Source organism: Cellulomonas sp. P4_D11 (genome assembly GCF_056401915.1).
In genome coordinates, this window is sequence record NZ_JBFUIK010000002.1 from 1 (window position 1) to 22,608 (window position 22,608).

A 22,608-nucleotide genomic window follows, 5' to 3' on the forward strand; every position below is an offset into this window, starting at 1 on the left:
GTCCCGCACCCGCCGGCGCACCCGACGCCGGCGACGGTCGCCGCCGCCCCGGCCGCACCGGTCGCCCCGCCTCTCGACGCGGTCGAGGCCGCCCACGCCGCGACGTTCGGCAGCGTCGACGAGGAGGGCACCGTCTCCGTGCGCGAGGCCGCCGGCGAGCGAGTCGTGGGCCAGTACCCCGGTGCGACCCCGGACGAGGCGCTGGCGCTGTACGTGCGGCGCTTCCTCGACCTGCAGGCCAAGGTCACCCTCTTCGAGGCGCGTCTCACGGCGACCGACCTCTCGGTCAAGGAGATCGACCAGACCCTCGCGCGGCTCACCGACGAGGTGGCCGAGCCGGCCGCCGTCGGCGACCTGGACGGGCTGCGCGCCCGGCTCGAGACGCTCCGGGCCACGGCGGCGGAGCGTCGCGCGGCGGCCGAGGTGGAGCGCGCGGCGGCCCGCGAGGCCGCYGTCGTCGCCCGCACCGAGATCGTCGAGCAGGCCGAGAAGATCGCGGCGACGGACCCCTCCCGGATCCAGTGGCGCCCGGCGGGCGAGCAGCTGCGCACCCTGCTGGACCAGTGGAAGGAGGCGCAGCGCTCCGGGCCGCGCCTCGACCGTCCCACGGAGGAGTCGCTGTGGAAGCGGTTCAGCCACGCCCGCACCACGTTCGACCGCGAGCGTCGGCACTTCTTCGCGGAGCTCGAGACGCGCAACGCCTCGGCCAAGCACGTGAAGGAGGACCTGGTCGCTCAGGCGGAGAAGCTACAGTCGAGCACCGACTGGGGTGCCACCGCGGGCGTGTTCCGCGACCTCATGACGCAGTGGAAGGCGGCGGGGCGTGCCAGCCGCGCCGACGACGACGCCCTGTGGGCCCGGTTCCGCGCCGCGCAGGACGCCTTCTTCGCCGCCCGTGACGCCCAGTCGGCCGCCACGGACGAGGAGTTCCGCGGCAACCTCGAGGTCAAGGAGGCCCTGCTGACCGAGGCGGAGGCCCTCCTGCCCGTCACGGACCTCGCGGCGGCCAAGGCGGCCCTCCACAAGATCCAGGACCGCTGGGAGGCCGCCGGCAAGGTGCCCCGTGGCGACGTCCAGCGCATCGAGGGTCGCCTGCGCGCCGTCGAGACGGCCGTGCGCGACACCGACCAGGCGCAGTGGCGGCGGACGAACCCCGAGACGCGTGCGCGTGCCGAGGGGGCCGCCGCCCAGCTCGAGCAGGCCATCGCCGGGCTCGAGGCGGACCTCGACCGCGCCAAGGCGGCGGGCGACACGCGCCGGATCGCCGACGCCCAGGCGGCGCTCGACGCCCGACGCGCATGGCTCGAGCAGGTCCAGCGCGCCGCGCAGGACGCCCGGGGCTGACCGACCAGCTCGCCTCACGCAGGCCCTCGCCCCGCGGGCGGGGGCCTGCGTCGTCTCGGTCGCGACGACCCGCGGGAGAGACGCGCGCCGCCACGCGCGGCCGTCCACCGAGCGCGACCACACGGCAGGAACACGAGCGCCCGCCGCGACCGGCACCATCCACAGATCGCGGCTACCCGGCCGGTGCCTGGCGCCGGCCGCCATGCTGACTCGGTGAGCACCGGCCTGGACGACTATCGCCCCCGCGACCTGCTGCTCCCTGCGACCGTGCGCCGCGACGACGTCGGCCCGGCCGCGTGGTTCGGGCTGCTGCGCGACGGCGTCGTCCGCATCGTCTGGGGCGAGGTCGCCATCGCCGCGGACCTCGCCGACACCCCGGACCTCCGGGCGGCCGCGCTGGCGCCACTCGTGCCCGCCCGCGGGGTGCTGGGCCGGCGGACGGCGGCCTGGGTGCACACGGGCTGGGCGCCGCCGACGCGCGTCGAGGTGCTGGTCCCGACCGGTGGCCGCCGGACGGATCCCCATCCCGAGCGGATCGCCGCGGAGGCCGTGCTGGCCCCGTCGGACGTGGTCCGCGTGGGCGGCCTGCGCGCGACGTCGGTCCTGCGCACGGGGATCGACGTCGCGAGGATGCTGCCGCGGGACGAGGCGGTCCCGCTGGTGCGGGCGCTGGAGCGGGTGGGGTTCGACGTGCGTAGTGCGCTGGAGCACCTGGCGAACCTCAAGGGCCAGCGCGGGATCCGGCGGGCGCACTCCACGCTGGGCGACCTACGAGGTCAGGCCCGAATGACCGGCTCCTCGGCGGCCTTGGCCCCCGTGATGCGGTAGACGTCGAACACGCCCTCGACCTTGCGGACCGCGGCCAGCACGGACGCGAGGTGGCTCGGCTCGGCCATCTCGAAGACGAACCGCGACAGCGCGACCCGGTCCCGCGACGTCGAGACCGACGCCGAGAGGATGTTGACGTGCGAGTCGGACAGCACGCGCGTGACGTCGGAGAGCAGCCGGCTGCGGTCCAGCGCCTCCACCTGGATCTGGACGAGGAACAGCGAGGAGCTGGTGTGGCTCCAGGCGACGTCGACCATGCGCTCGGGCTCCGCGCGCAGGCTCTGCACGTTGATGCAGTCGCTGCGGTGCACGCTGACGCCGGCGCCGCGGGTCACGAAGCCGACGATGTCGTCGCCCGGGACCGGCGTGCAGCACTTGGCCAGCTTGACCCAGATGTCGTCGACACCCTTGACCACGACGCCCGGGTCCCCCGTGCGCACGCGGCGCTGCGTCTGCCCCGGCCGGGCGACCTCGGCAAGGTCCTCCTCGGCCGCCGTCTCGCCGCCCATGGACTGCACGAGCCGCTGCACCACGGTCGCGGCGGAGACCTGACCCTCGCCGATCGCCGCATACAGCGCGGAGACGTCGGCGTAGCGCATCTCGTTGGCCAGGGCGACCAGCGACTCGTGGCTCAGCAGGCGCTGGATCGGCAGGTTCTGCTTGCGCATCGCCTTGGCGATCGCGTCCTTGCCGTGCTCGATGGCCTCCTCGCGGCGCTCCTTGGAGAACCACTGGCGGATCTTGTTGCGCGCGCGGGGGCTCTTGACGAAGCCGAGCCAGTCGCGCGACGGGCCGGCTGTCTCGGACTTCGACGTGAAGACGTCGACGACGTCGCCGTTCTCGAGCGAGGAGTCCAGGGGGACCAGGCGGCCGTTCACGCGGGCGCCCATGGTCCGGTGCCCCACCTCGGTGTGCACGGCGTACGCGAAGTCGACGGGGGTCGAACCGGACGGGAGGCCGATGACGTCGCCCTTGGGCGTGAACACGTAGACCTCGGAGCCGGCGATCTCGAACCGCAGCGAGTCCAGGAACTCGCTCGGGTCGGCGGTCTCCTTCTGCCAGTCGACCAGCTGCCGGAGCCACTGCATGTCGTTGCCGGCGGTGTCCGGGTCGGCCGAGCTGCCGTTCTTCGCGCTCTCCTTGTACTTCCAGTGCGCCGCGACGCCGTACTCCGCGCGACGGTGCATGTCGTGCGTGCGGATCTGGATCTCGACGGGCTTGCCGCCCGGACCGATCACGGTGGTGTGCAGCGACTGGTAGAGGTTGAACTTGGGCATCGCGATGTAGTCCTTGAACCGGCCCGGGACCGGGTTCCACCGCGCGTGCAGCGCACCGAGCGCCGCGTAGCAGTCCCGCACCGAGTCGACCAGGACGCGCACCCCGACGAGGTCGTAGATGTCCGCGAAGTCGCGGCCGCGCACGATCATCTTCTGGTAGATCGAGTAGTAGTGCTTCGGCCGACCGGTGACGGTCGCCTTGATCTTCGCCTTGCCCAGGTCCGAGCCGACCTGCTCGCGCACGGTCGCCAGGTACTCCTCGCGGGCCGGCGCGCGCTCGGCCACCAGGTGCACGATCTCGTCGTAGACCTTGGGGTAGAGCGTCGCGAACGACAGGTCCTCGAGCTCCCACTTGATCGTGTTCATGCCGAGGCGGTGGGCCAGCGGAGCGTAGATCTCGAGGGTCTCGCGGGCCTTCTTCTCGGCCGACGCCGCGGCGACGAACTTCCAGGTCCGGGCGTTGTGCAGCCGGTCGGCCAGCTTGATCACCAGCACCCGGATGTCGCGCGACATCGCGACGACCATCTTGCGCACGGTCTCGGCCTGCGCCGCGTCGCCGTAGGTGACCTTGTCCAGCTTGGTCACGCCGTCGACCAGCATCGCGATCTCGGGACCGAACTCGCGCCGCAGCTGGTCGAGCGAGTAGTCGGTGTCCTCGACCGTGTCGTGCAGCAGCGCCGCGGCCAGCGTCGACGGCGTCATGCCCAGCTCGGCCAGGATCGTCGCGACCGCCACCGGGTGCGTGATGTACGGGTCACCGCTCTTGCGCAGCTGGCCGCGGTGCGCCTTCTCCGCGACGACGTACGCCTGCTCGACGACCGCGAGGTCGGCCTTGGGGTGGTTGGTGCGCGCGGCCTGCAGCACCGGCTCGATCGCCGGGAACGCGGCACCGCTGCGCGCCCCGAACCGGCCCAGGCGCGAACGCATGCGGCTCGACGGGGAGTCGCTCTGCGCCGCCGGGACACCGGTCTCGGGCGTGCGGACGTCCTCGCTCATCACACCCCCTCCCACGGTCGAGGCGACAGTCTACGACCGCGCGGCGGGTGGGACGGTCACGGGCCACTACGGCCGGCGCGGCCGCGGTCCGGCGCCCGACCTGGTCAGGGCACCGCGACGAGGACGTCGACCGCGTGGCCGGCGAGCAGGTCGCGGCCGCGGAGCGCCTCGAGCTCGACGAGGAACGAGAGCCCGACGATCTCGGCGCCGCACCGCTGCAGCAGCGCCACGGTGGCCGCCGCGGTGCCGCCCGTGGCCAGCACGTCGTCGATCACGAGGACGCGCGCGCCGACCGGGACGGTGGACGGGTGGATCTCGATCGTGGCCGTGCCGTACTCGAGCTCGTAGGACTCCGAGGCGGTCGGGCCGGGCAGCTTGCCCGCCTTGCGCACCGGCAGCACCCCGGCGCCGAGCGCCACCGCGACGGGCGCGGCGAGGAGAAACCCGCGGGCCTCCATGCCGGCGACGAGGTCGACCGGCCCCTCGACGCGCGCGGCGATCTCCGCGATGACGTCGGCGAACGCCGCCGCATCGGCCAGCAGCGGGGTGATGTCCCGGAAGAGCACCCCCGGCTGCGGGTAGTCGGGCACCAGGCGCACCAGCTCGTCGATGCGCCGCAGCACGTCGGCACGCGAGGCGGGGACCCCCGAAGAAGTCCCCGCCGCGCCGAGCTGTTCGGTCACTTCTTGCGCTTCGGCTGCGCCGCGACGCCCTGGTGCGCGCCGGGCTTGAGGGCGCCGACCGTGACGTGCACAGGCCCGACCTGGTCGGCCTCGGCGTCGCCGCCGGCCACGCGCGCCGCCCGGGCCGCCAGCACCTTGCGGGTGTGCTCGCGGATCGGACCCTCCTGCTGGCGCAGCACGACCTCGAACGGGGTGGCCAGGAAGATCGACGAGAACGTGCCGATGAGCATGCCGACGAACAGCGCGAGAGCGATGTCCCGCAGCGTGCCCGGGCCCAGGACGAACGCGCCGACGAAGAGGATGGCGCTCACGGGCAGCAGGGCGACGACGGACGTGTTGATCGACCGCACGAGCGTCTGGTTGACCGCGAGGTTGGCCTTCTCGGCGTAGGTGAACCGCGACTGGTCGAGGGTGTCCGCGGTGTTCTCGCGCACCTTGTCGAACACGACGACCGTGTCGTAGATCGAGTAGCCGAGGATCGTCAGGAAGCCGATCACCGTCGCCGGCGTGACCTCCCAGCCGACCGCCGCGTAGACGCCCACCGTGATGATGAGGTCGTGGAAGAGCGCGAGCAGCGCGGCGACCGCCATCCGCCAGTTGCGGAAGTAGATCGTCATGACGATCGTCACGAAGACGAGGAACACCAGGATGCCGGTGATGGCCTTCTTGGAGATGTCCGCGCCCCACGACGGCCCGATGAACGAGCTGGTGACGTTGGTCGCCTCCGGCACGTCGAACGCCGTGGCGAGCGCCGTCTTGACCTCTTCGACCTGGTCGTTGGTCAGCGTCGAGGTCTGGACGCGGAGACCGTCGGCGCCGATCGTGGTGACCTTCGGCTGCTCGTCGGGCGCGATGTCGAGCACGGTGTCGATGGCGAGCTGCTGGTTCTCGTCGGCCACGCCCGAGACGACGAACTCCGAGCCGCCCCGGAACTCGATGCCCGGGTTGAGGCCGGGCTTGATGAGGAAGATGGCCGACAGGATCACGAGGATGGTCGAGATCGTGAACCAGATCTTGCGCCGACCGACGATGTCGTACGACCGCCGGCCCGTGTACAGGTCGTTGCCCCACTGGGCGAATCCGGCGGCCATCAGTGCTCGTTCCCCTCGGTGCGCCCGGACTCGGGCTCGGACTCGGTGACGGGTGCGTCGACGGGAGCGTCGGTCGCGGCCGCCTTCTGCTGCTCCGCCGCCTTCGCCGCGGCACGCCGCTCCGCGATCGTCAGACCGCTCGTGCCACCGCCGACGGCGACCGGCACGCGGGGCGTGGGCTCCGCGTCGACCGGCGCGTCCTCGACGACCGCGTCCTCGACGGCCGGGCCGTCGGAGGTCCGCGGACCCGTGACGACGCGACCGCGACCGACGTAGCGCGAGCCCTCGACACCGAGGCGCCGCGGGTCGAGGCCGGAGAACCGGTGCCCCTGGCCGAAGAACTTCGTGCGGGCCAGCAGCTGCATCACCGGGTGCGTGAACATGAAGACGACGAGCACGTCGATGAGCGTGGTGAGACCGAGGGTGAACGCGAACCCGCGCACCCCGCCGACCGCCAGCAGGTAGAGCACGATCGCCGCGAGGAAGTTCACGGCGTCGGACGCCAGGATGGTGCGGCGCGCGCGCTCCCAGCCCCGGTCGACCGCGGCGACCAGCGTGCGGCCCTCCCGCAGCTCGTCACGGATGCGCTCGAAGTACACGATGAACGAGTCCGCGGTGATACCGATGGCGACGATCAGACCTGCCACACCGGGCAGCGAGAGCCGGTAGCCCTGCGTCCACGAGAGCAGCGTGATGATGCCGTAGGTGACCGTCGCGGCGATCAGGAGGGACGCGACCGTCACGAACCCGAGGGCCCGGTACTGCAGCATCGAGTACAGGACGACGAGCACGAGACCGATGAGGCCGGCGATCAGGCCCTTCTCGAGCTGCTCGGACCCGAGGGTCGCGGAGATCTGCTCCTCGCTCTGCACCGTGAACGTCAGCGGCAGCGAGCCGAAGTTGAGCTGGTTGGCGAGGTTCGCCGCGCTCTCGCGCGTGAACGTGCCGGAGATCTCCGCCTTGCCGTCGGAGATGATCACGCCGCTGGCCAGGCTGGGCGCCGAGATCACGAGCCCGTCGAGGACCATGGCGAACTGGTTCTGCGGCGGCGTGGCCGACAGGCCCTGGAGACGCGTGGTGACGTCCGTGAACTGCGTCGTGCCCTTGGAGTCGAACGTGATGTTGACGACCCACTCGTTGCTGGTGCCGCCGTTGGGCAGCTGCTTCAGACCCGAGCTCGCGCCCGAGATCCGCGCACCCTCGATCTCGACCGGACCAAGGATGTACTTCGCGCTGCCGTCCTGGCTGCACGTGACGAAGGCCTTGTCCGGGTCACCGTTCACGCCGCCGGTGAGGTTGGCGGAGTCGGTGCAGTCGAGGGCGTCGAAGTCCGCCTGGACCTTCGGCGTGATGTAGTACGCCGCGTCGCTGGGGCTGTCGGGCGACGCCTTGGTGGGCTCGTCCGACGGCTCCGCCGCCGCGCTGGGCGTCGGGGTCGGTGCCGGCGCCGCACCGTCCGTGCCCGCCGCCGAGGCCGTGGGGGTCGGGGTCGCGGTGGAGGTGTCCGTCGGCGTCGGGTTCCCGATGGCCAGCACCGGACGGAACGCCATCTGCGCCGACGTCCGGACCAGCTCGAGTGTCTCCTCGCTCGGGTGCCCGGGCAGGGCCACGACGATGTTGCCGCCGCTCTGGCTCGTGATCTCCGCCTCCGCGACACCCGAGGAGTCCACGCGCTGCCGGATCACGTCGATGGCCTGCGCGATGGTCTCGGAGTCAGGCGTCTTGCCGGTCTCCTCGAGCACCGGCTTCAGGATGATCTGCGTGCCACCCTCGAGGTCGAGCGCCAGGTTCGGGGTCCAGGACGCGGTCGACCACTTGACGCCCGCGGCGATGGCGCCGAAGAGCGCGAGGATGATGATGCCGAGCACGACCAGGGTGCGGACGGGCCTCTGGCGGCGTGTAGGAGGAGCCAACGGAGTTTCTTCTCTCGTGCGCGCACCGGCCGCAGCGGCGGCCGGTGGGGTCCAGGTCCGGGCATCGTCACCCGGGCCAAACGGGTCTACTTGCTGTCCGGCTCCCCGTCCTTGCGGGCGGGCGGCAGCGAGGACAGGTCGTCCGGGACGTCGATCACGTCGTCGTTCGCGCTGCTGATGCGGTCGGCGTCGGACACGGCGTCGTCATACGACTCGTCCTCGACGTCACCGTCGTCCACGTCGTCGACCTCGTCGACGGTGGGCTCGATCTTCTTGGCGATCGCGGCACGGATCCAGCGCGTCTGGCTGCCCGGCCCCGACTCCAGCGTGATGACGTCGTCCTCGACGGCCACAACGGTGCCCAGCAGACCCGACGCCGTCATGACCTCGTCACCGGCGACGAGGTTGTTGCGGAACTCCGCGGCCGTGCGCTGCTGCTTGCGCGTGCGGTTCGACATGAGCCACAGGGCGCCGAGGGCGACGGCAAGGATGACGAGGAAGGAAGGATCCACGGCTGACAGGCTCCGATCGGGTGGTGTGTCCGCCGCAGTCTAGGCGCAGCGGCTCGCCGCTCCAACGCACGGACCCCGAGAAGGGTTCCGGGATCTGCGCCGCGGAGGACCGGCTCAGCCGAACAGTGTGCCCGATCCGTGGGGCATCTCGAGACCGAGGTGGGCCCACGCCGCCGGCAGCGCGACGCGGCCGCGCGCCGTCCGGCCGATCAGCCCCTCGCGGACGAGGAACGGCTCGGCCACGGTCTCGACCGTCTCGGCCTCCTCCGCCACGGCCACCGCGAGCGTCGTCAGCCCGACCGGCCCGCCCCCGAACCGGGTGCAGAGGGCCGTCAGGACCGCACGGTCGAGCCGGTCGAGGCCCAGCTCGTCCACCTCGTAGACCTCGAGCGCCGCGCGCGCGGCGGCCAGGCCCAGGGTCCCGTCGCCGCGCACCTCCGCCCAGTCCCGCACGCGCCTGAGCAGCCGGTTCGCGATGCGCGGCGTACCGCGGGAGCGCGAGGCGATCTCGGCCGCGGCCGTGTGGTCGAGCGGGACGCCGAGCAGCCCGGCGGACCGGACCAGCACGCGCTCGAGCTCGTCGGCCGAGTAGAAGTCGAGGTGGGCCGTGAAGCCGAACCGGTCGCGCAGCGGCGCGGGAAGCAGGCCGGCCCGCGTGGTCGCCCCGACCACGGTGAACGGCGGCAGGGTGAGCGGGATCGCGCTGGCACCCGCGCCCTTGCCGACGATCACGTCGACGCGGAAGTCCTCCATCGCCATGTACAGCAGCTCTTCCGCCGGCCGCGCGAGCCGGTGGATCTCGTCGAGGAACAGCACCTCGCCCTCCTCGAGCGAGGACAGGACGGCGGCGAGATCGCCCGCATGCTGGATGGCCGGTCCACTGGTGACACGCAGGGGCGCGCCCATCTCCGCCGCGATGATCATGGCGAGCGTGGTCTTGCCGAGGCCCGGAGGGCCCGAGAGCAGCACGTGGTCGGGCGCCCGCCCCCGGCCGCGTGCCGCGTCCAGGACGAGCGACAGCTGGTCGCGCACCACGCGCTGCCCGACGAACTCGTCCAGCCGCCGGGGGCGCAGCGCCGCCTCGGCCGCTCGCTCGATGTCGTCGGCACCGGGCTGGACCAGCGACTCGGCAGCGAACCGCTCGGTCACCAGCTCCTCGTAGTCGTCAGCCACGCGGGCCGCCCAGCGTCCGCAACGCCGCGCGCAGCACGCCGGCCACCTCGTCGGCGGCCACCGGACCCTCGGTGCCCTCGAGCACGGTGGTGACCGCATCTCCGGCGGCCCGGGCGTTCCAGCCGAGGCCGACCAGGGCCTCGACCACCTGGTCGCGCCGGTCGCCGCCGAAGACCGCGACGGCGGGCGTGGCCGACGCCGTCGCCGGGACACCGATCCGGTCCTTGAGCTCCAGCACGATCCGCTGGGCACCCTTCAGGCCGATGCCGGGCACGCGCTGGAGTGCCTTGAGGTCCTCGTCGAGCACCGCGCGCCGCAGCCCGTCCGGGGCGTGCACCGCGAGCATGGCGAGCGCGAGCCGCGGACCGACCCCGCTCACGGTCTGCACGATCTCGAACACCTCGCGCTCGTCGGCGTCGGCGAACCCGAACAGCGTGAGCGCGTCCTCCCGGACCAGCAGCGACGTCGCCAGCTGAGCGGTCGACCCGACCCGCAGGCCCGCGAGGGTCGCCGGCGTGGCGTGCACGAGCAGGCCTACTCCCCCGACCTCGACCACCGCCGCGTCGAGCCGGACTGCCTGCACCGTGCCGTGGACGGACGCGATCACCGGCCACCCCCATCAGTCGATCCGAATCTGCTGACGGACACCCTGCCACACGCAGGCGAACAGGTGTACGAAGACACGCGGTCAGCCGCGGCGGCGCGCCGCCTGCTCGGCCGTGGCCCACGCGCGCTGCGCGGCGGTGAGCGACCCGGGCGCGCGCTGGGGTGCGCCGAGCGCGCCCGCGGGGCGCCAGAGGTGGCAGACGGCGAGGGCCAGGGCGTCGGCGGCGTCGGCGGGCCGGGGCAGCTCCTCGAGCCGCAGGAGGCGCTGCACCATCGTCTGGACCTGCGCCTTGTCGGCGCGCCCGTTGCCGGTGACCGCGGCCTTGACCTCGCTCGGGGTGTGCAGCGCGACCGGGATCCGACGACGCGCCGCGGCGACCATCGCGATGCCGGCCACCTGGGCCGTGCCCATGACGGTCCGCAGGTTCTGCTGCGCGAACACGCGCTCCACCGCGACCGCGTCCGGCGCGTGCTCCTCGAGCCACTCCTCGATCTGCCGCTCGATGTGCAGGAGGCGCTGGTCGACGTCCCACAGCGAGTCCGAGGTGGCGACGCCGACCGCGACCATGGCGAGGCGCCGCGACGGGAGGCCGTCGACGACGCCGAGGCCGCACCGGGTCAGGCCGGGGTCGACTCCGAGGACGCGCACGCCGTCATGGTCGCAGCCGGGCAGCGCCGATCCGGGGAGGCCACGCCAGGGACGACGAAGGGGCCCGGCCGCCGCGGCGACCGGGCCCCTCCGGACGGCTCAGTCGTCCTCGAGCTCCGCCATGACCTCGTCGGAGGCGTCGAAGTTGGCGTAGACGTTCTGCACGTCGTCGGAGTCCTCGAGCGCGTCGATCAGGCGCAGGATCTTGCGCGCGCCCTCGGCGTCGACCTCGATCTGGGTGGCGGGCCAGAACACGACGTCCGCCGAGTCGTACTCGATTCCGGCGTTCTGCAGGGCCGTGCGGACCGGCACGAGGTCGGTGGCCTCGGAGAGCACCTCGAAGGCCTCGCCGATGTCGTTGACCTCCTCGCCGCCGGCGTCCAGGACCGCCTCGACCACGGCGTCCTCGTCGGTGCCCTCCTTGGGCACGATGACGACGCCCTTGCGGGAGAACAGGTAGGAGACCGAGCCCGGGTCGGCCATCTGGCCGCCGTTGCGCGTGAACGCGACGCGCACGTCCGACGCCGCGCGGTTGCGGTTGTCCGTGAGGCACTCGACCAGCACCGCGACGCCGCCGGAGCCGTAGCCCTCGTACATGATCGTCGTGTAGTCGGCGCCGCCGGCCTCCTGGCCGGAGCCCCGCTTCACGGCGCGGTTGATGTTGTCGATGGGGACCGAGTTCTTCTTGGCCTTCTGGACCGCGTCGAACAGCGTGGGGTTGCCCGCGAGGTCACCGCCGCCGGTGCGCGCGGCCACCTCGATGTTCTTGATGAGCTTGGCGAAGAGCTTGCTCCGCTTCGCGTCGACCACGGCCTTCTTGTGCTTGGTGGTGGCCCACTTGGAGTGACCCGACATCGCTTCGCTACCCCTTCGTCTCCCGCGCGCCCCTGCGGCCGGCTCCGCCGGTCCTCACAGGGTGTCGCGGACGATCTCTACGAACAGTTGGTGCACCCGGGTGTCTCCGGTGACCTCCGGGTGGAAGGAGGTCACGAGCAACGGCCCCTGGCGCACCGCGACGATCCTACCGGCGGCGGGACCGGTCTCCACCCGGCCCAGCACGGTGGCGGCCGGACCGACCTCCTCGACCCAGGGTGCGCGGATGAACACGGCGTGCACCTGACCCTCGACGCCGGTGATCGCCAGGTCCGTCTCGAACGACTCCACCTGGCGCCCGAACGCGTTGCGCCGCACGGTGACGTCCACCCCGCCGAGCGTCTGCTGGCCCTCGATGCCGCCGAGCACCCGGTCGGCCAGCAGGATCATCCCGGCGCACGACCCGTAGGCCGGCATCCCGGCGCGCAGCCGCTCCTGGATCGGCTCGAACAGGTCGAACGCCCGCAGGAGCTTGTCGATCGTCGTCGACTCCCCGCCGGGGATCACGAGCGCGTCGACCGCGTCCAGCTCGCGCCGGCGGCGGACCGGCACGGCCTGCGCGCCCACGGACGTGAGGGCGTGCACGTGCTCGCGCACGTCTCCCTGCAGGGCGAGGACTCCGACGGTCACGGTCACGACGGGCGAGTCTAGGCGGCGCTCGGGGCTTCGGGGCGACGCTCCCGGCTGTCGGATCCCCACGCGCGAGACGCTCGGAGGGCCGTGAGCCCCGGAGCACCAGGGGGGCGACAGGAGGTCTGCCCGGCGTCGTCGTAGGCTCGCGGCTCGTGACCTTCGACCAGCTCGACGCCCGCGCCGCTGCCCTCGACGCCGCGCACGCCGCCACCGACCTGCGGGACCGGTTCCTGCTGCCCGACGGCATCGTCTACCTCGACGGCAACTCGCTCGGCGCCCTGCCCGTCGGCGTCCCCGAGGCGGTCGAGGCGGCCGTGCGGGAGCAGTGGGGCCACGACCTCATCGCGTCGTGGAACACGCACGGGTGGTGGGACGCCCCGACGCGGGTGGGCGACCAGATCGGGCGGCTGCTCGGTGCGGCGCCCGGGCAGGTCGTGGTCGGCGACTCCACGAGCGTGCGGCTGCACCAGTCGCTGCACGCCGCCGCCGCGCTGCGCCCCGGCCGCTCGGTCGTGCTCACCGAACCGGGGTCCTTCCCCACCGACCAGTACGTCATCGCCGGCGTCGCGGCCCAGGTGGGATGGCGCGTCGAGCACGCCGCACCGGCCGACCTGGTCGGCCGGCTCGGCCCGGACGTCGCGGTCGTCGTCCTGTCCCACGTCGACTACCGCACCGGTGCCCTGCTCGACCTGCCGGGGATCACGGCGGCCGCGCGCGAGGCGGGCGCGCTGGTCGTCTGGGACCTCTGCCACTCGGCGGGCGCGGTCCCCGTCGGGCTCGACGAGCACGGCGTCGACCTCGCGGTCGGCTGCGGCTACAAGTACCTCAACGGCGGACCCGGCGCGCCGGCGTACGGGTACGTCGCCGCGCGCCACCAGGACGCGTTCGTCAACGTCGTCCCGGGCTGGCACGGGCACGCGCGGCCGTTCGCGATGTCCGACGACTACGTCGGCGCGCCCGGCATCGCGCGGGCGCGAATCGGCACGCCGCCCCTGCTCTCGCTGCTGGCACTGGAGGCCGCGCTGCGGGCGTTCGACGGCGTCGGGATCGACGACGTCCGCCGACGCTCCGTGAGCCTCACCCGGTTCCTGCGGGACGCGATCGCGGAGGTCCTGCCGGGTGCGCAGTTCGCCTCGCCGGAGGCCGACGCGCACCGCGGCTCGCAGGTCGCGCTCCGGCACCCGGACGCCTACGGGATCGTCCAGGCGCTGGCCGCCCGCGGCGTGGTCGGGGACTTCCGGATGCCCGACATCGTCCGCCTTGGCGTCGCCGCGCCCTACCTGACCCACGCGGACCTGGTCACGGCCGTGCGCGCGCTGCGCGCCGTGCTGGACCGGGACGAGCACCTCGACCCGGCGTGGACCACGCGCAACGCGGTCACCTGACCTGGTCGCTACTCGCGCGCGAGCCCCAGGTGCCGGGTCACGCCGTCCCAGGCGGGCAGCAGGCCGCGCACCAGGGAGACGAGGGACTCCGGGAAGACCTCGATCTCGACGCGGTCGAGGTCGTCGAGGGACCACCAGCGCAGCTCGTCGATGACGTCGCGCTCGAGCTCGGTCCACCCTGCCTGGTCGACCGCGTCGAACGCCGCGGCGGGGACCCGCGCGAGGAAGAGGACCTCGTCCTGCCGGCAGTGCTCGAAGAAGAAGTCGAAGATCGCCGACCGTGTGAAGACCGGGCCCACCAGCTGGTCGGCCGCGAGCACGATGCCGGTCTCCTCCCGGACCTCGCGGAGCGCCGCGGACAGCGCGTCCTCGCCGTCGTCGATCCCGCCCCCGACCGTGAACCACCAGCTGCGCTCGGGCTGGTCGACGTCGTGCCCGCGGATCAGCAGCACGCGGTCGGACTCGTCGAGCAGGATCACGCGCGCGGCCTCGCGGAACAGCAGCCCGTCGTCGCCGCGCCGCCACTCGGACCCGAGGCCGTGCACCGGTCCCCCGCCGTCGGCGCTGGACCGACCGGAGACGGCGGAGGCCGCGGACGGGTCGTCCGCGGCCTCCGGCGTGGGGTGGTCCTGGGTCACCAGCCGCGCTCGGCCAGGCGGTGGGGCTCCGGCACGTCCTCGACGTTGATGCCGACCATGGCCTCGCCAAGACCGCGCGAGACCTTGGCGATGACGTCCGGGTCGTCGAAGAACGTGGTCGCCTTGACGATCGCGGCGGCGCGCTCGGCCGGGTTGCCCGACTTGAAGATGCCGGAGCCGACGAACACGCCCTCGGCGCCCAGCTGCATCATCATCGCGGCGTCGGCCGGCGTGGCGATGCCGCCCGCGGTGAAGAGCACGACGGGCAGCTTGCCCAGCTGGGCGACCTCCTTGACCAGGTCGTACGGCGCCTGCAGCTCCTTGGCGGCGACGAACAGCTCATCCTCCGGCAGCGAGGTCAGGCGGCGGATCTGGTCGCGCAGCGTGCGCATGTGGGTGGTCGCGTTGGAGACGTCGCCCGTGCCGGCCTCGCCCTTCGAGCGGATCATCGCCGCGCCCTCGGTGATGCGGCGCAGCGCCTCGCCCAGGTTGGTGGCGCCGCAGACGAAGGGAACCGTGAAGCCCCACTTGTCGATGTGGTGCGCGTAGTCGGCGGGCGTCAGCACCTCGGACTCGTCGATGTAGTCGACGCCGAGCGACTGGAGCACCTGCGCCTCGACGAAGTGGCCGATGCGCGCCTTCGCCATGACGGGGATGGAGACGGCCTCGATGATGCCGTCGATGAGGTCGGGGTCGCTCATGCGCGCGACGCCGCCCTGGGCGCGGATGTCGGCGGGGACCCGCTCGAGGGCCATCACGGCGACGGCTCCGGCGTCCTCGGCGATCTTCGCCTGGTCCGCGGTGACGACGTCCATGATGACGCCGCCCTTGAGCATCTCGGCCATCCCCCGCTTCACGCGGGCGGTGCCGATGACGCCGGCGTGCGTCGCGGTGGTGGGCTGGCTGTTCTCGCTGGTCACGTCGAGCCTCACAGATCGTGGTGCGGTCGGGGGTGGGCCACCACGCGGGAAGGCGGCGGCCTGATCGGTCAATCGTAGTCCGTTCGCGTGGTGCTCCCGGGCGCGTCTCAGCGGGGTGGCGGGGTCTCCACGGGACCGCTGCGGGTGCCGGGCCGACCCAGGTTCTCGGGCCAGGCGTCGTCGAGCTCCAGGCTCTGCGGCTCGGGGGCGTGACCGGCGAGCCGCAGCAGCCGCACGAGCGGTCCGCCGCGGGCCCGGCGGGTCTGGACGACGGCCTCGTTGAAGAACCGGCGGGCCAGCTGGACCCGGTACCAGGACGAGGCGAGCAGGTCGATGAGCTCGTCGCCCGCGGGGTCGGCGCGCAGGGAGGCGACCTCGTCGGGGTCGTCGAGCGCCTCCCGCAGGGTCGCCGACAGCTCGCTCTCGATGCCCCCGCGGTCCACGGCGAGCAGCGCGGCGCCGCCCGGAGGGGCGTCGTCGGGACCCACGAGCGCCAGGAGGTCGGCCGGCAGCTCGCTCGTCCCCGTGGACAGCGCAGCCCAGGCGGCCTCGCCGACGAGCACGGAGCTGACCGGGTCGAGCAGCCCCGACGTGGCCAGCTCGGCCGCGACGGTCGCGCGACGGACCAGCTGCGCGTCGAGCACGGCGCGGGACGAGTTGACCTTGCGGTGCAGGCGGTCCAGGCGCGACGCGGCGACCCACAGCCACCACAGGACGAGCGCCAGGACGAGCGTCACGTAGACGGTGATCTCCGACCACCTCATCGGGACTCACCCCGCCCTCGGCGCAGCTCGAGCAGGCGCGCGCCGCGGACCGACGAGGGATCCTCGCCGACGGGGGCGTGCCGACCCTCGACGACCATCTCGTACACCGCGAGCACCTGGTCCGTGACGGTCGACCAGTCGTACTGGCGCACCACGTCGAGCGCGTGCGCGGACACCTCGGCGCGCAGCTCGGGGTCGCGCAGCACCCGCACGAGGGTCTGCGCGAGGTCGTCGCTGTCGCCGGTGCGGAACAGCACGCCCGCAGCCCCGTCGTCGAGCACGCGGGAGAACGCCCCGAGGTCGCTGGCGACGACGGTCGCACCCGCGCTCATGGCCTCGACCAGCACGATCCCGAAGCTCTCGCCGCCCGTCTGCGGACCGCAGTAGACGTCGACGGACGCCAGCAGGCTCGCCTTCTCGTCGTCGGAGATCCCGCCCAGGAACTCGACGGACGCCGCCGCCTCCTCGCCCAGCAGCTCGCGCACCTCGTCCGGGCCCGTCTCGCCGCGACCGGCGACCAGGAAGCGGGCGCCGGGGATCTGCGCGAGGACGGCCGGCACGGCATCGAGCAGCACGGGCAGCCCCTTGCGTGCCTCGTCGAGCCGCCCGAGGAAGGCGATGGTGGGGCGCTCGGGCGTGCCGGTCCACCGCTCGTCGGGCTGGGCCGCCGCGAAGGCGTCGACGTACACGCCGTTCGGGATGACGACGGCGTCGCCACCCATGTGCTCGACCAATGTGCGGCGCGCGTCCTCGGAGACCGCGATCCGCGCGGAGATCTTCTCGAGGGACTGACGGACCAGCGGGTAGGCCATCTGCAGCGGGCGCGACCGGATCAGGGCCGTGTGGAACGTCGCCACGATCGGGCCGTCGGCGATCCACAGCGCGAGCATGCCGAGGCTGGGCGTCACGGGCTCGTGCAGGTGCAGGACGTCGAACTCCCCCGCGGCGAGCCACCGGCGCACCCGGTTGGCGGTGACCGGCCCGAACGTCATGCGCGCGACGGCCCCGTTGTAGCGGACCGGGATCGCCCGGCCGGCGGCCGTCATGTACGGCGGGATCGGCGTGTCGTCGTCGGCGGGCACCAGCACCGAGACCTCGTGCCCACGGGCGATGAGCGCCTCGGCGAGGTCACGGACGTGGAACTGGACCCCGCCCGGCACGTCGTACGAGTACGGGCAGACGATGCCGACGCGCAGGGCGCGTTCCGCGCGGCGCGGGCTCATCCGGCGCTCGCGATCGTCGCCGCGTACCGCACCGGGTCGAGGTCCTCGACGAAGACCTTCTGCAGCATGTGCCAGTCCTGCGGGCGCTGCCGGACGCCGGCGGCGAACTGGTCGACCCAGGCCTGCGTCATGGCGCGCACCTGGTCGGCGCGCGGCACGTCCGGGGGAACCTCGATCGCCTTGTTGAACTGGATGACGATCCCCCACGGAGATCCCGCCGCCCGGCGCTGCGCTCCCCGGAGGCGCTCGTAGTAGATGACGGTGGTCACCAGGGGCGCGCCGGTGGAGATGGACAGCGCGGCGGGGCCGGCGGCGAACCGGGCCCGCTCGCCCAGGAAGTCCACCTCGACACCCTTGGCCGTGAGGTCGCGGTCGGCGAGCAGCGGAAGGAGCCCGGCCCCGGCGCGCGCCGCCCGCACGAGGCCGCGGAACACGTCGCCGTCGCCCGTGAGCGCGAAGATCGTCATCCCGATGCCCTCGCGGAACGCGACGAACTCCTGGAAGAGCTCCTCGGGCTCGAGGCGCTCGGCGACCGTGGTGACCGGGGCGATCGCGCGCGTCGCCCAGGCGCCGGCGAGGTCCCAGTTGCCGGTGTGCCCGAGCGCCAGGACGACCGCCTGGTCGGCGTCGGTGTGCACGCGCAGGTTCTCGACGCCCACGGCGCGCACCCGCGCGTCGACCTGGTCCTGCGGGAGGGTCGCGAGGGCGAACGCCTCGCCGAAGTAGCGCATGTACGACCGCATCCCGGCGCGGCTCAGCCGGCGCAGCGCCCGCGCGTCGAGCTCGGGGCGCACGCGCAGCAGGTTCTTCTCCAGCTGCCGCACGCCGCCGCCGTGCCGCAACCAGGCGAGGTCGGCGGCGGCGTCGCAGAGCGTGCGCAGCACCGGGCCGGGGAGCTTGCCGGCGTTCCTCCACGCCACGGCGTAGGCCCGCGCGACGTCCACCTTCACTCGGACACCTGCATCGCCTGGCGGTGCACCTTGCTCATCCGCTGCACGATCGTGACGGTCGACGCCAGCGCCAGCAGCCCGAGCACGACCGTGAGCACCACCGCGGGGGCGCCGACGCCGACCGCGAAGGTGGCCACGAGCACGAGGGCGAGCCGGTCGGCACGCTCGGCGATACCGCCGGACGCGGTCATCCCGAGCCCTTCGGCGCGGGCGCGGGCGTAGGGCACGATCGATCCCAGCACCAGGCAGGCGAGCGCGAGCACCGCGGACAGCCGGTCGTCGCCGCCGGCCGTGAACCAGAGCACGAGCCCGGCGAAGATCGCGCCGTCGCCGAAGCGGTCCAGCGTGGAGTCGAGGAACGCTCCCCACGGCCCGGACCGCCCGGCCTGCCGCGCCATGACCCCGTCGAGCGAGTCGGTGAGCACGAAGATCGCGATGATCAGGGTGCCGGCCAGGAAGTGACCGGTCGGGAACGCCCAGAGCGCCGTGACGACGACGACGAGCGTGCCGCCGATCGTCACCGCGTCCGGCGAGACGCCCGCGCGCAGGAGCACCCGCGCGACGGGCGTGAAGAAGCGCGTCATGGCACCGCGCAGTCCGTTCAGCACGTGCGGATCATCCCAACGTCTCGGTGGGCCAGGCGGCGGAGAGCCGCGCCCGCGTGTCGCTCAGCAGCTCGGGCAGCGCGCGGCTGCGGCCGACGATGGGCAGGAAGTTCGAGTCCCCGCCCCACCGCGGCACCACGTGCTGGTGCAGGTGTGCCGCGATGCCCGCGCCGGCGACGTCGCCCTGGTTCATGCCGAGGTTAAAGCCCTGCGGCGCCGAGACCTCCCGGACCACCCGCATGGCCGTCCGGGTCAGCGCGGCCACCTCGGCCACCTCCGCGTCGGTCAGGTCCGTGTAGTCGGCGACGTGCCGGTAGGGGCAGACCAGCAGGTGCCCCGAGTTGTACGGGTAGATGTTGAGCACGACGTACGCCACCTCGCCGCGCGCGACGACCAGCCCGACCTCGTCGCTCAGCGTCGGGATGCGGCAGAACGGGCAGCCCTCGCCTGCCTCGCGGTCCACGGGCTTGTCCTGCCCGCCGAGGTACGCCATGCGGTGCGGCGTCCAGAGGCGCTGGAACCCGTCGGGCACCCCGGCGAGGTCGCCGGCGTCCTCGATGCCGCCGATGCCGTCGCCCACCGTCAGACCTGCACGCGGTCGCGCACCGCCGACACGATCCGCTCGATCGCCTCCGCGACCGGCACGCCGTTGTCCTGGCGCCCGTCGCGGTAGCGGAACGACACGGCTCCGGCCTCGGCGTCCTCACCGCCGGCGATGAGCACGAACGGGATCTTCTGCGTGCTGGCGTTGCGGATCTTCTTGCCGAAGCGGTCGTCGGAACGGTCGACCTCGGCCCGGATCCCCTGCGCCCGGAGCTGTCGCACGACGTCGTCGAGGTAGGGCTCGAACGGCTCGGCCACGGGGACGGCGAGCACCTGGACCGGCGCGAGCCAGGCCGGGAACGCGCCGCCGTAGTGCTCGGTCAGCACGGCGAAGAACCGCTCGACCGACCCGAACAGCGCACGGTGGATCATCACGGGCCGCTGGCGGCTGCCGTCGGAGGCGGTGTACTCGAGCTCGAAGCGCTCGGGCAGGTTGAAGTCCAGCTGGATGGTCGACATCTGCCATGTGCGCCCGAGCGCGTCCTTGACCTGCACCGAGATCTTCGGTCCGTAGAACGCCGCGCCGCCCGGGTCGGGCACCAGGTCGAGCCCGGAGGCCTCCGCGACCGCGCGCAGGGTCTCCGTGGCCTCGTCCCAGACCTCGTCCGAACCCACGAACTTCTCGGGGTTCTTGGTCGACAGCTCCAGGTAGTAGTCGTCGAGCCCGTAGTCCTTGAGCAGGTCCAGGACGAACGTCAGCGTCGTGGTGAGCTCGTCCGCCATCTGCTCGCGGGTGCAGTAGATGTGGGCGTCGTCCTGGGTGAAGCCGCGGGCGCGGGTCATGCCGTGCACGACGCCCGACTTCTCGTACCGGTACACGGTGCCGAACTCGAACAGCCGCAGCGGCAGCTCGCGGTAGGACCGGCCGCGGGCCGCGAAGATCAGGTTGTGCATGGGGCAGTTCATCGGCTTGAGGTAGTACTGCTGCCCTGCCTTGCGGACGTGCCCCTCGGCGTCGCGCTCCTCGTCGAGGGTCATCGGGGGGTACATGCCCTCCGCGTACCAGTCGAGGTGCCCCGAGATCTCGTACAGCTTGCTCTTGGTGATGTGCGGGGTGTTCACGAACTCGTACCCGCCCTGGATGTGCCGCAGCCGGCTGTAGTGCTCCATCTCCATACGGACGACGCCGCCCTTGGGGTGGAACACGGCCAGGCCGGAGCCGATCTCGTCCGGGAAGGAGAACAGGTCCAGCTCGGTGCCCAGACGGCGGTGGTCCCGGCGCTCGGCCTCGGCGATGCGCTCGAGGTAGGCGCGCAGCTCGTCCTTGGTGGGCCATGCGGTGCCGTACACGCGCTGCAGCTGCGGGTTCTTCTCGGACCCGCGCCAGTAGGCGGCGGCCGATCGGGTCAGCTGGAAGGCGTTGCCCAGCAGCCGGGTGCTCGGGATGTGCGGCCCCCGGCACAGGTCCTGCCAGACGACCTGCTCGCTCTCCCGGCCGGCCCCGCGCACGTTCTGGTAGATGCTCAGGCCGCCGAGCCCCACCTCGACGGACGCGCCGTCGGCCGCGGTCGGGTCGCCCTTGAGGCCGATGAGCTCGAGCTTGTACGGCTCGTCGCGCATCTCCTTGCGGGCCTCGTCCTCGGTCACGTCCCACCGTCGGAAGGTCTGGCCCTCCTTGACGATCCGGCCCATGACCTTCTCGATCGCCTTGAGGTCCTCCGGGGTGAACGGGGTCTCCACGTCGAAGTCGTAGTAGAACCCGTCGGTGATCGGCGGCCCGATGCCCAGCTTCGCGGTCGGGTTGACCTCCTGCACCGCCTGCGCGAGCACGTGCGCCGCCGAGTGCCGGAGCACGCCGAGGCCGTCGGGCTCGTCGATGGTCACGGCCTCGACGACTGCACCGCCGTCGAGCGGCAGGTGCAGGTCGCGCAGCTCACCGTCCACGCGGGCGACGACGACGTCGCGCCGGGAGGAGTACAGGTCGGTACCCGTCGTCCCCGGCTCCACCGTGGTCGCGATCCCGTCGACGGTGAGGGTGATGAGCTCGGGCACCGGTACAGCCTCCTTCGTGGCCGCTCGCCCTGGCGGCGAGCCCCTCGATGCTACCGGCGGGGCCGCCACCCACCCGACGTCATATACACGTCAGGAGGGGCCGGCCCGCTGGGCCGACCCCTCCTGGTCGAGTGGGCGATACCGGACTCGAACCGATGACCTCCTCGGTGTGAACGAGGCGCTCTACCAACTGAGCCAATCGCCCGTCTACCGCGGTTCCGTCCCTCGCGACACGCCGGGTGCCGCGAATGACGTGCACCCGCGGGTGACATCGAAGAGGATGCTACCCGGCCGGGCACGAGATTCCGAAACCGGCTACCTGCAGGTCATCGCGACGGAGTCAAGGGCTACGCCGTCGCCAAGATGGGTGCTGTCACCTGCCGTCCCCGTTCGGGGGCGCGTCCCTCCGGGTGAACTCGCGGTGCCTACCGGTCCAATCGGGCATGTGGCCTGCCATGATGAGACCTCCAGCCCTTGCGAACAGGAGGACCCGATGACGAGCTCGACTTACGACGTCGTCGAGGTCGTCGCCATGCAGCTCATCGGTTCTGACGCGAGCGTCATCCCCGTGAGCGCCGAGTTCTCCTTCCGGACCACCGACCCTTACACGGTGCGCGCGGTTTTCACCGGCCCGCACACCATGTCGACGTGGCTGATCGGCCGCGAGCTCCTCGCCCTGGGGATGCACGCGACGGCCGACGCGCCCGCCGGGACCGGTGACGTGCAGGTGTGGCGTGACGAAGACCCCGACTACACGCTCGTGTCGCTCAGTGGAGTCGAGGGCAGCGCGCTCCTCGCCGCCCCCACCGAGCCCATCGAGAGGTTCCTCGCCGGGACCGAGGCACTCGTGCCGCTGGGCACCGAGAGCGACCGTATGGAAGGCGAGATCACGGCGCTCATCGCCGCTCTCCTGACCGCCTGACCCATCACTCTCCACGACCGGTTCCGCC

The 22,608-nt window shown here is 72.7% G+C and carries 22 protein-coding genes and 1 tRNA gene; 4 read left to right on the forward strand and 19 right to left on the reverse strand.

What is annotated here, in order from left to right; all coding sequences use genetic code 11:
- Together AC1DT4_RS01475 and AC1DT4_RS01480 are read left to right on the forward strand one after the other, a co-directional pair.
- A partial coding sequence (locus AC1DT4_RS01475; RefSeq protein WP_477087995.1) for a DUF349 domain-containing protein occupies nucleotides 1-1,344 on the forward strand: 1,344 nt, incomplete at its 5' end.
- Between the two features lie 213 nt (nucleotides 1,345-1,557).
- Nucleotides 1,558-2,172 (forward strand): hypothetical protein, encoded by a 615-nt coding sequence (locus AC1DT4_RS01480; RefSeq protein ID WP_477087996.1) that lies wholly within the window; start codon nucleotides 1,558-1,560, stop codon nucleotides 2,170-2,172.
- Here AC1DT4_RS01480 and AC1DT4_RS01485 read toward each other — a convergent pair.
- From AC1DT4_RS01485 to pdxT, 10 genes are all read right to left on the reverse strand, one after another.
- A complete protein-coding gene (locus AC1DT4_RS01485; RefSeq protein ID WP_477087997.1) occupies nucleotides 2,121-4,445 on the reverse strand; it encodes a RelA/SpoT family protein in 2,325 nt (774 codons plus the stop codon). The genes AC1DT4_RS01480 and AC1DT4_RS01485 overlap by 52 nt on opposite strands.
- A gap of 104 nt (nucleotides 4,446-4,549) precedes the next feature.
- Nucleotides 4,550-5,068 (reverse strand): adenine phosphoribosyltransferase, encoded by a 519-nt coding sequence (locus tag AC1DT4_RS01490; RefSeq protein ID WP_477087998.1) that lies wholly within the window; start codon nucleotides 5,066-5,068, stop codon nucleotides 4,550-4,552.
- Nucleotides 5,069-5,124: 56 nt separating this feature from the next.
- Nucleotides 5,125-6,219 (reverse strand): protein translocase subunit SecF, encoded by a 1,095-nt coding sequence (gene secF / locus AC1DT4_RS01495; protein WP_477087999.1) that lies wholly within the window; start codon nucleotides 6,217-6,219, stop codon nucleotides 5,125-5,127.
- The gene (gene secD, locus AC1DT4_RS01500; RefSeq protein WP_477088000.1) at nucleotides 6,219-8,132 is read right to left on the reverse strand and encodes a protein translocase subunit SecD; all 1,914 of its coding nucleotides are present in this window, start codon (nucleotides 8,130-8,132) and stop codon (nucleotides 6,219-6,221) included. The genes secF and secD overlap by 1 nt, the downstream gene beginning before the upstream one ends.
- A gap of 86 nt (nucleotides 8,133-8,218) precedes the next feature.
- Complete coding sequence (gene yajC, locus AC1DT4_RS01505) at nucleotides 8,219-8,644, reverse strand: preprotein translocase subunit YajC (RefSeq protein ID WP_477088001.1); 426 nt, start codon at nucleotides 8,642-8,644, stop codon at nucleotides 8,219-8,221.
- A gap of 114 nt (nucleotides 8,645-8,758) precedes the next feature.
- Nucleotides 8,759-9,817, reverse strand: coding sequence for a Holliday junction branch migration DNA helicase RuvB (gene ruvB, locus AC1DT4_RS01510; RefSeq protein WP_477088002.1), 1,059 nt, complete (start codon nucleotides 9,815-9,817; stop codon nucleotides 8,759-8,761).
- Entirely contained in the window at nucleotides 9,810-10,424 is a 615-nt protein-coding gene (gene ruvA, locus AC1DT4_RS01515; RefSeq protein ID WP_477088003.1) for a Holliday junction branch migration protein RuvA, read from the reverse strand. Before ruvA ends, ruvB begins: the two co-directional genes overlap by 8 nt.
- An 81-nt stretch (nucleotides 10,425-10,505) precedes the next feature.
- Complete coding sequence (gene ruvC / locus AC1DT4_RS01520; protein WP_477088004.1) at nucleotides 10,506-11,072, reverse strand: crossover junction endodeoxyribonuclease RuvC; 567 nt, start codon at nucleotides 11,070-11,072, stop codon at nucleotides 10,506-10,508.
- A gap of 99 nt (nucleotides 11,073-11,171) precedes the next feature.
- A complete protein-coding gene (locus AC1DT4_RS01525; RefSeq protein WP_477088005.1) occupies nucleotides 11,172-11,927 on the reverse strand; it encodes a YebC/PmpR family DNA-binding transcriptional regulator in 756 nt (251 codons plus the stop codon).
- Between the two features lie 54 nt (nucleotides 11,928-11,981).
- The gene (gene pdxT, locus AC1DT4_RS01530) at nucleotides 11,982-12,581 is read right to left on the reverse strand and encodes a pyridoxal 5'-phosphate synthase glutaminase subunit PdxT (RefSeq protein ID WP_477088006.1); all 600 of its coding nucleotides are present in this window, start codon (nucleotides 12,579-12,581) and stop codon (nucleotides 11,982-11,984) included.
- A gap of 149 nt (nucleotides 12,582-12,730) precedes the next feature.
- Between pdxT and kynU the strand changes: the two genes are divergently transcribed.
- A complete protein-coding gene (gene kynU, locus AC1DT4_RS01535; RefSeq protein WP_477088007.1) occupies nucleotides 12,731-13,963 on the forward strand; it encodes a kynureninase in 1,233 nt (410 codons plus the stop codon).
- Between the two features lie 8 nt (nucleotides 13,964-13,971).
- Here kynU and AC1DT4_RS01540 read toward each other — a convergent pair whose 3' ends face one another.
- From AC1DT4_RS01540 to AC1DT4_RS01580, 9 genes are all read right to left on the reverse strand, one after another.
- Entirely contained in the window at nucleotides 13,972-14,601 is a 630-nt protein-coding gene (locus AC1DT4_RS01540; protein WP_477088008.1) for an NUDIX hydrolase, read from the reverse strand.
- Nucleotides 14,598-15,521 (reverse strand): pyridoxal 5'-phosphate synthase lyase subunit PdxS, encoded by a 924-nt coding sequence (gene pdxS, locus AC1DT4_RS01545; protein WP_370503673.1) that lies wholly within the window; start codon nucleotides 15,519-15,521, stop codon nucleotides 14,598-14,600. The genes AC1DT4_RS01540 and pdxS overlap by 4 nt, the downstream gene beginning before the upstream one ends.
- A gap of 107 nt (nucleotides 15,522-15,628) precedes the next feature.
- The gene (locus AC1DT4_RS01550; RefSeq protein WP_477088009.1) at nucleotides 15,629-16,285 is read right to left on the reverse strand and encodes a hypothetical protein; all 657 of its coding nucleotides are present in this window, start codon (nucleotides 16,283-16,285) and stop codon (nucleotides 15,629-15,631) included.
- Nucleotides 16,282-17,508 (reverse strand): glycosyltransferase family 4 protein, encoded by a 1,227-nt coding sequence (locus tag AC1DT4_RS01555; RefSeq protein ID WP_477088010.1) that lies wholly within the window; start codon nucleotides 17,506-17,508, stop codon nucleotides 16,282-16,284. Before AC1DT4_RS01555 ends, AC1DT4_RS01550 begins: the two co-directional genes overlap by 4 nt.
- Complete coding sequence (locus tag AC1DT4_RS01560) at nucleotides 17,505-18,458, reverse strand: phosphatidylinositol mannoside acyltransferase (protein WP_477088011.1); 954 nt, start codon at nucleotides 18,456-18,458, stop codon at nucleotides 17,505-17,507. The genes AC1DT4_RS01555 and AC1DT4_RS01560 overlap by 4 nt, the downstream gene beginning before the upstream one ends.
- Nucleotides 18,455-19,066 carry a phosphatidylinositol phosphate synthase gene (gene pgsA, locus AC1DT4_RS01565; RefSeq protein WP_477088012.1) on the reverse strand — a complete coding sequence of 204 codons (612 nt, stop codon included), beginning with the start codon at nucleotides 19,064-19,066 and terminating at the stop codon, nucleotides 18,455-18,457. Before pgsA ends, AC1DT4_RS01560 begins: the two co-directional genes overlap by 4 nt.
- 7 nt (nucleotides 19,067-19,073) lie before the next feature.
- Nucleotides 19,074-19,649: an HIT family protein gene (locus tag AC1DT4_RS01570; protein ID WP_477088200.1), complete on the reverse strand. Its 576-nt coding sequence runs from the start codon at nucleotides 19,647-19,649 to the stop codon at nucleotides 19,074-19,076.
- On the reverse strand, nucleotides 19,646-21,658 hold the full coding sequence (gene thrS, locus AC1DT4_RS01575) for a threonine--tRNA ligase (protein WP_477088013.1): 2,013 nt from the start codon (nucleotides 21,656-21,658) through the stop codon (nucleotides 19,646-19,648). The genes AC1DT4_RS01570 and thrS overlap by 4 nt, the downstream gene beginning before the upstream one ends.
- A gap of 132 nt (nucleotides 21,659-21,790) precedes the next feature.
- Nucleotides 21,791-21,863, reverse strand: a tRNA-Val gene (locus AC1DT4_RS01580).
- A 288-nt stretch (nucleotides 21,864-22,151) separates the two neighbouring features.
- Between AC1DT4_RS01580 and AC1DT4_RS01585 the strand changes: the two genes are divergently transcribed.
- Entirely contained in the window at nucleotides 22,152-22,580 is a 429-nt protein-coding gene (locus AC1DT4_RS01585; RefSeq protein ID WP_477088014.1) for an SsgA family sporulation/cell division regulator, read from the forward strand.
- The last annotated feature ends 28 nt before the right edge of the window (nucleotides 22,581-22,608 follow it).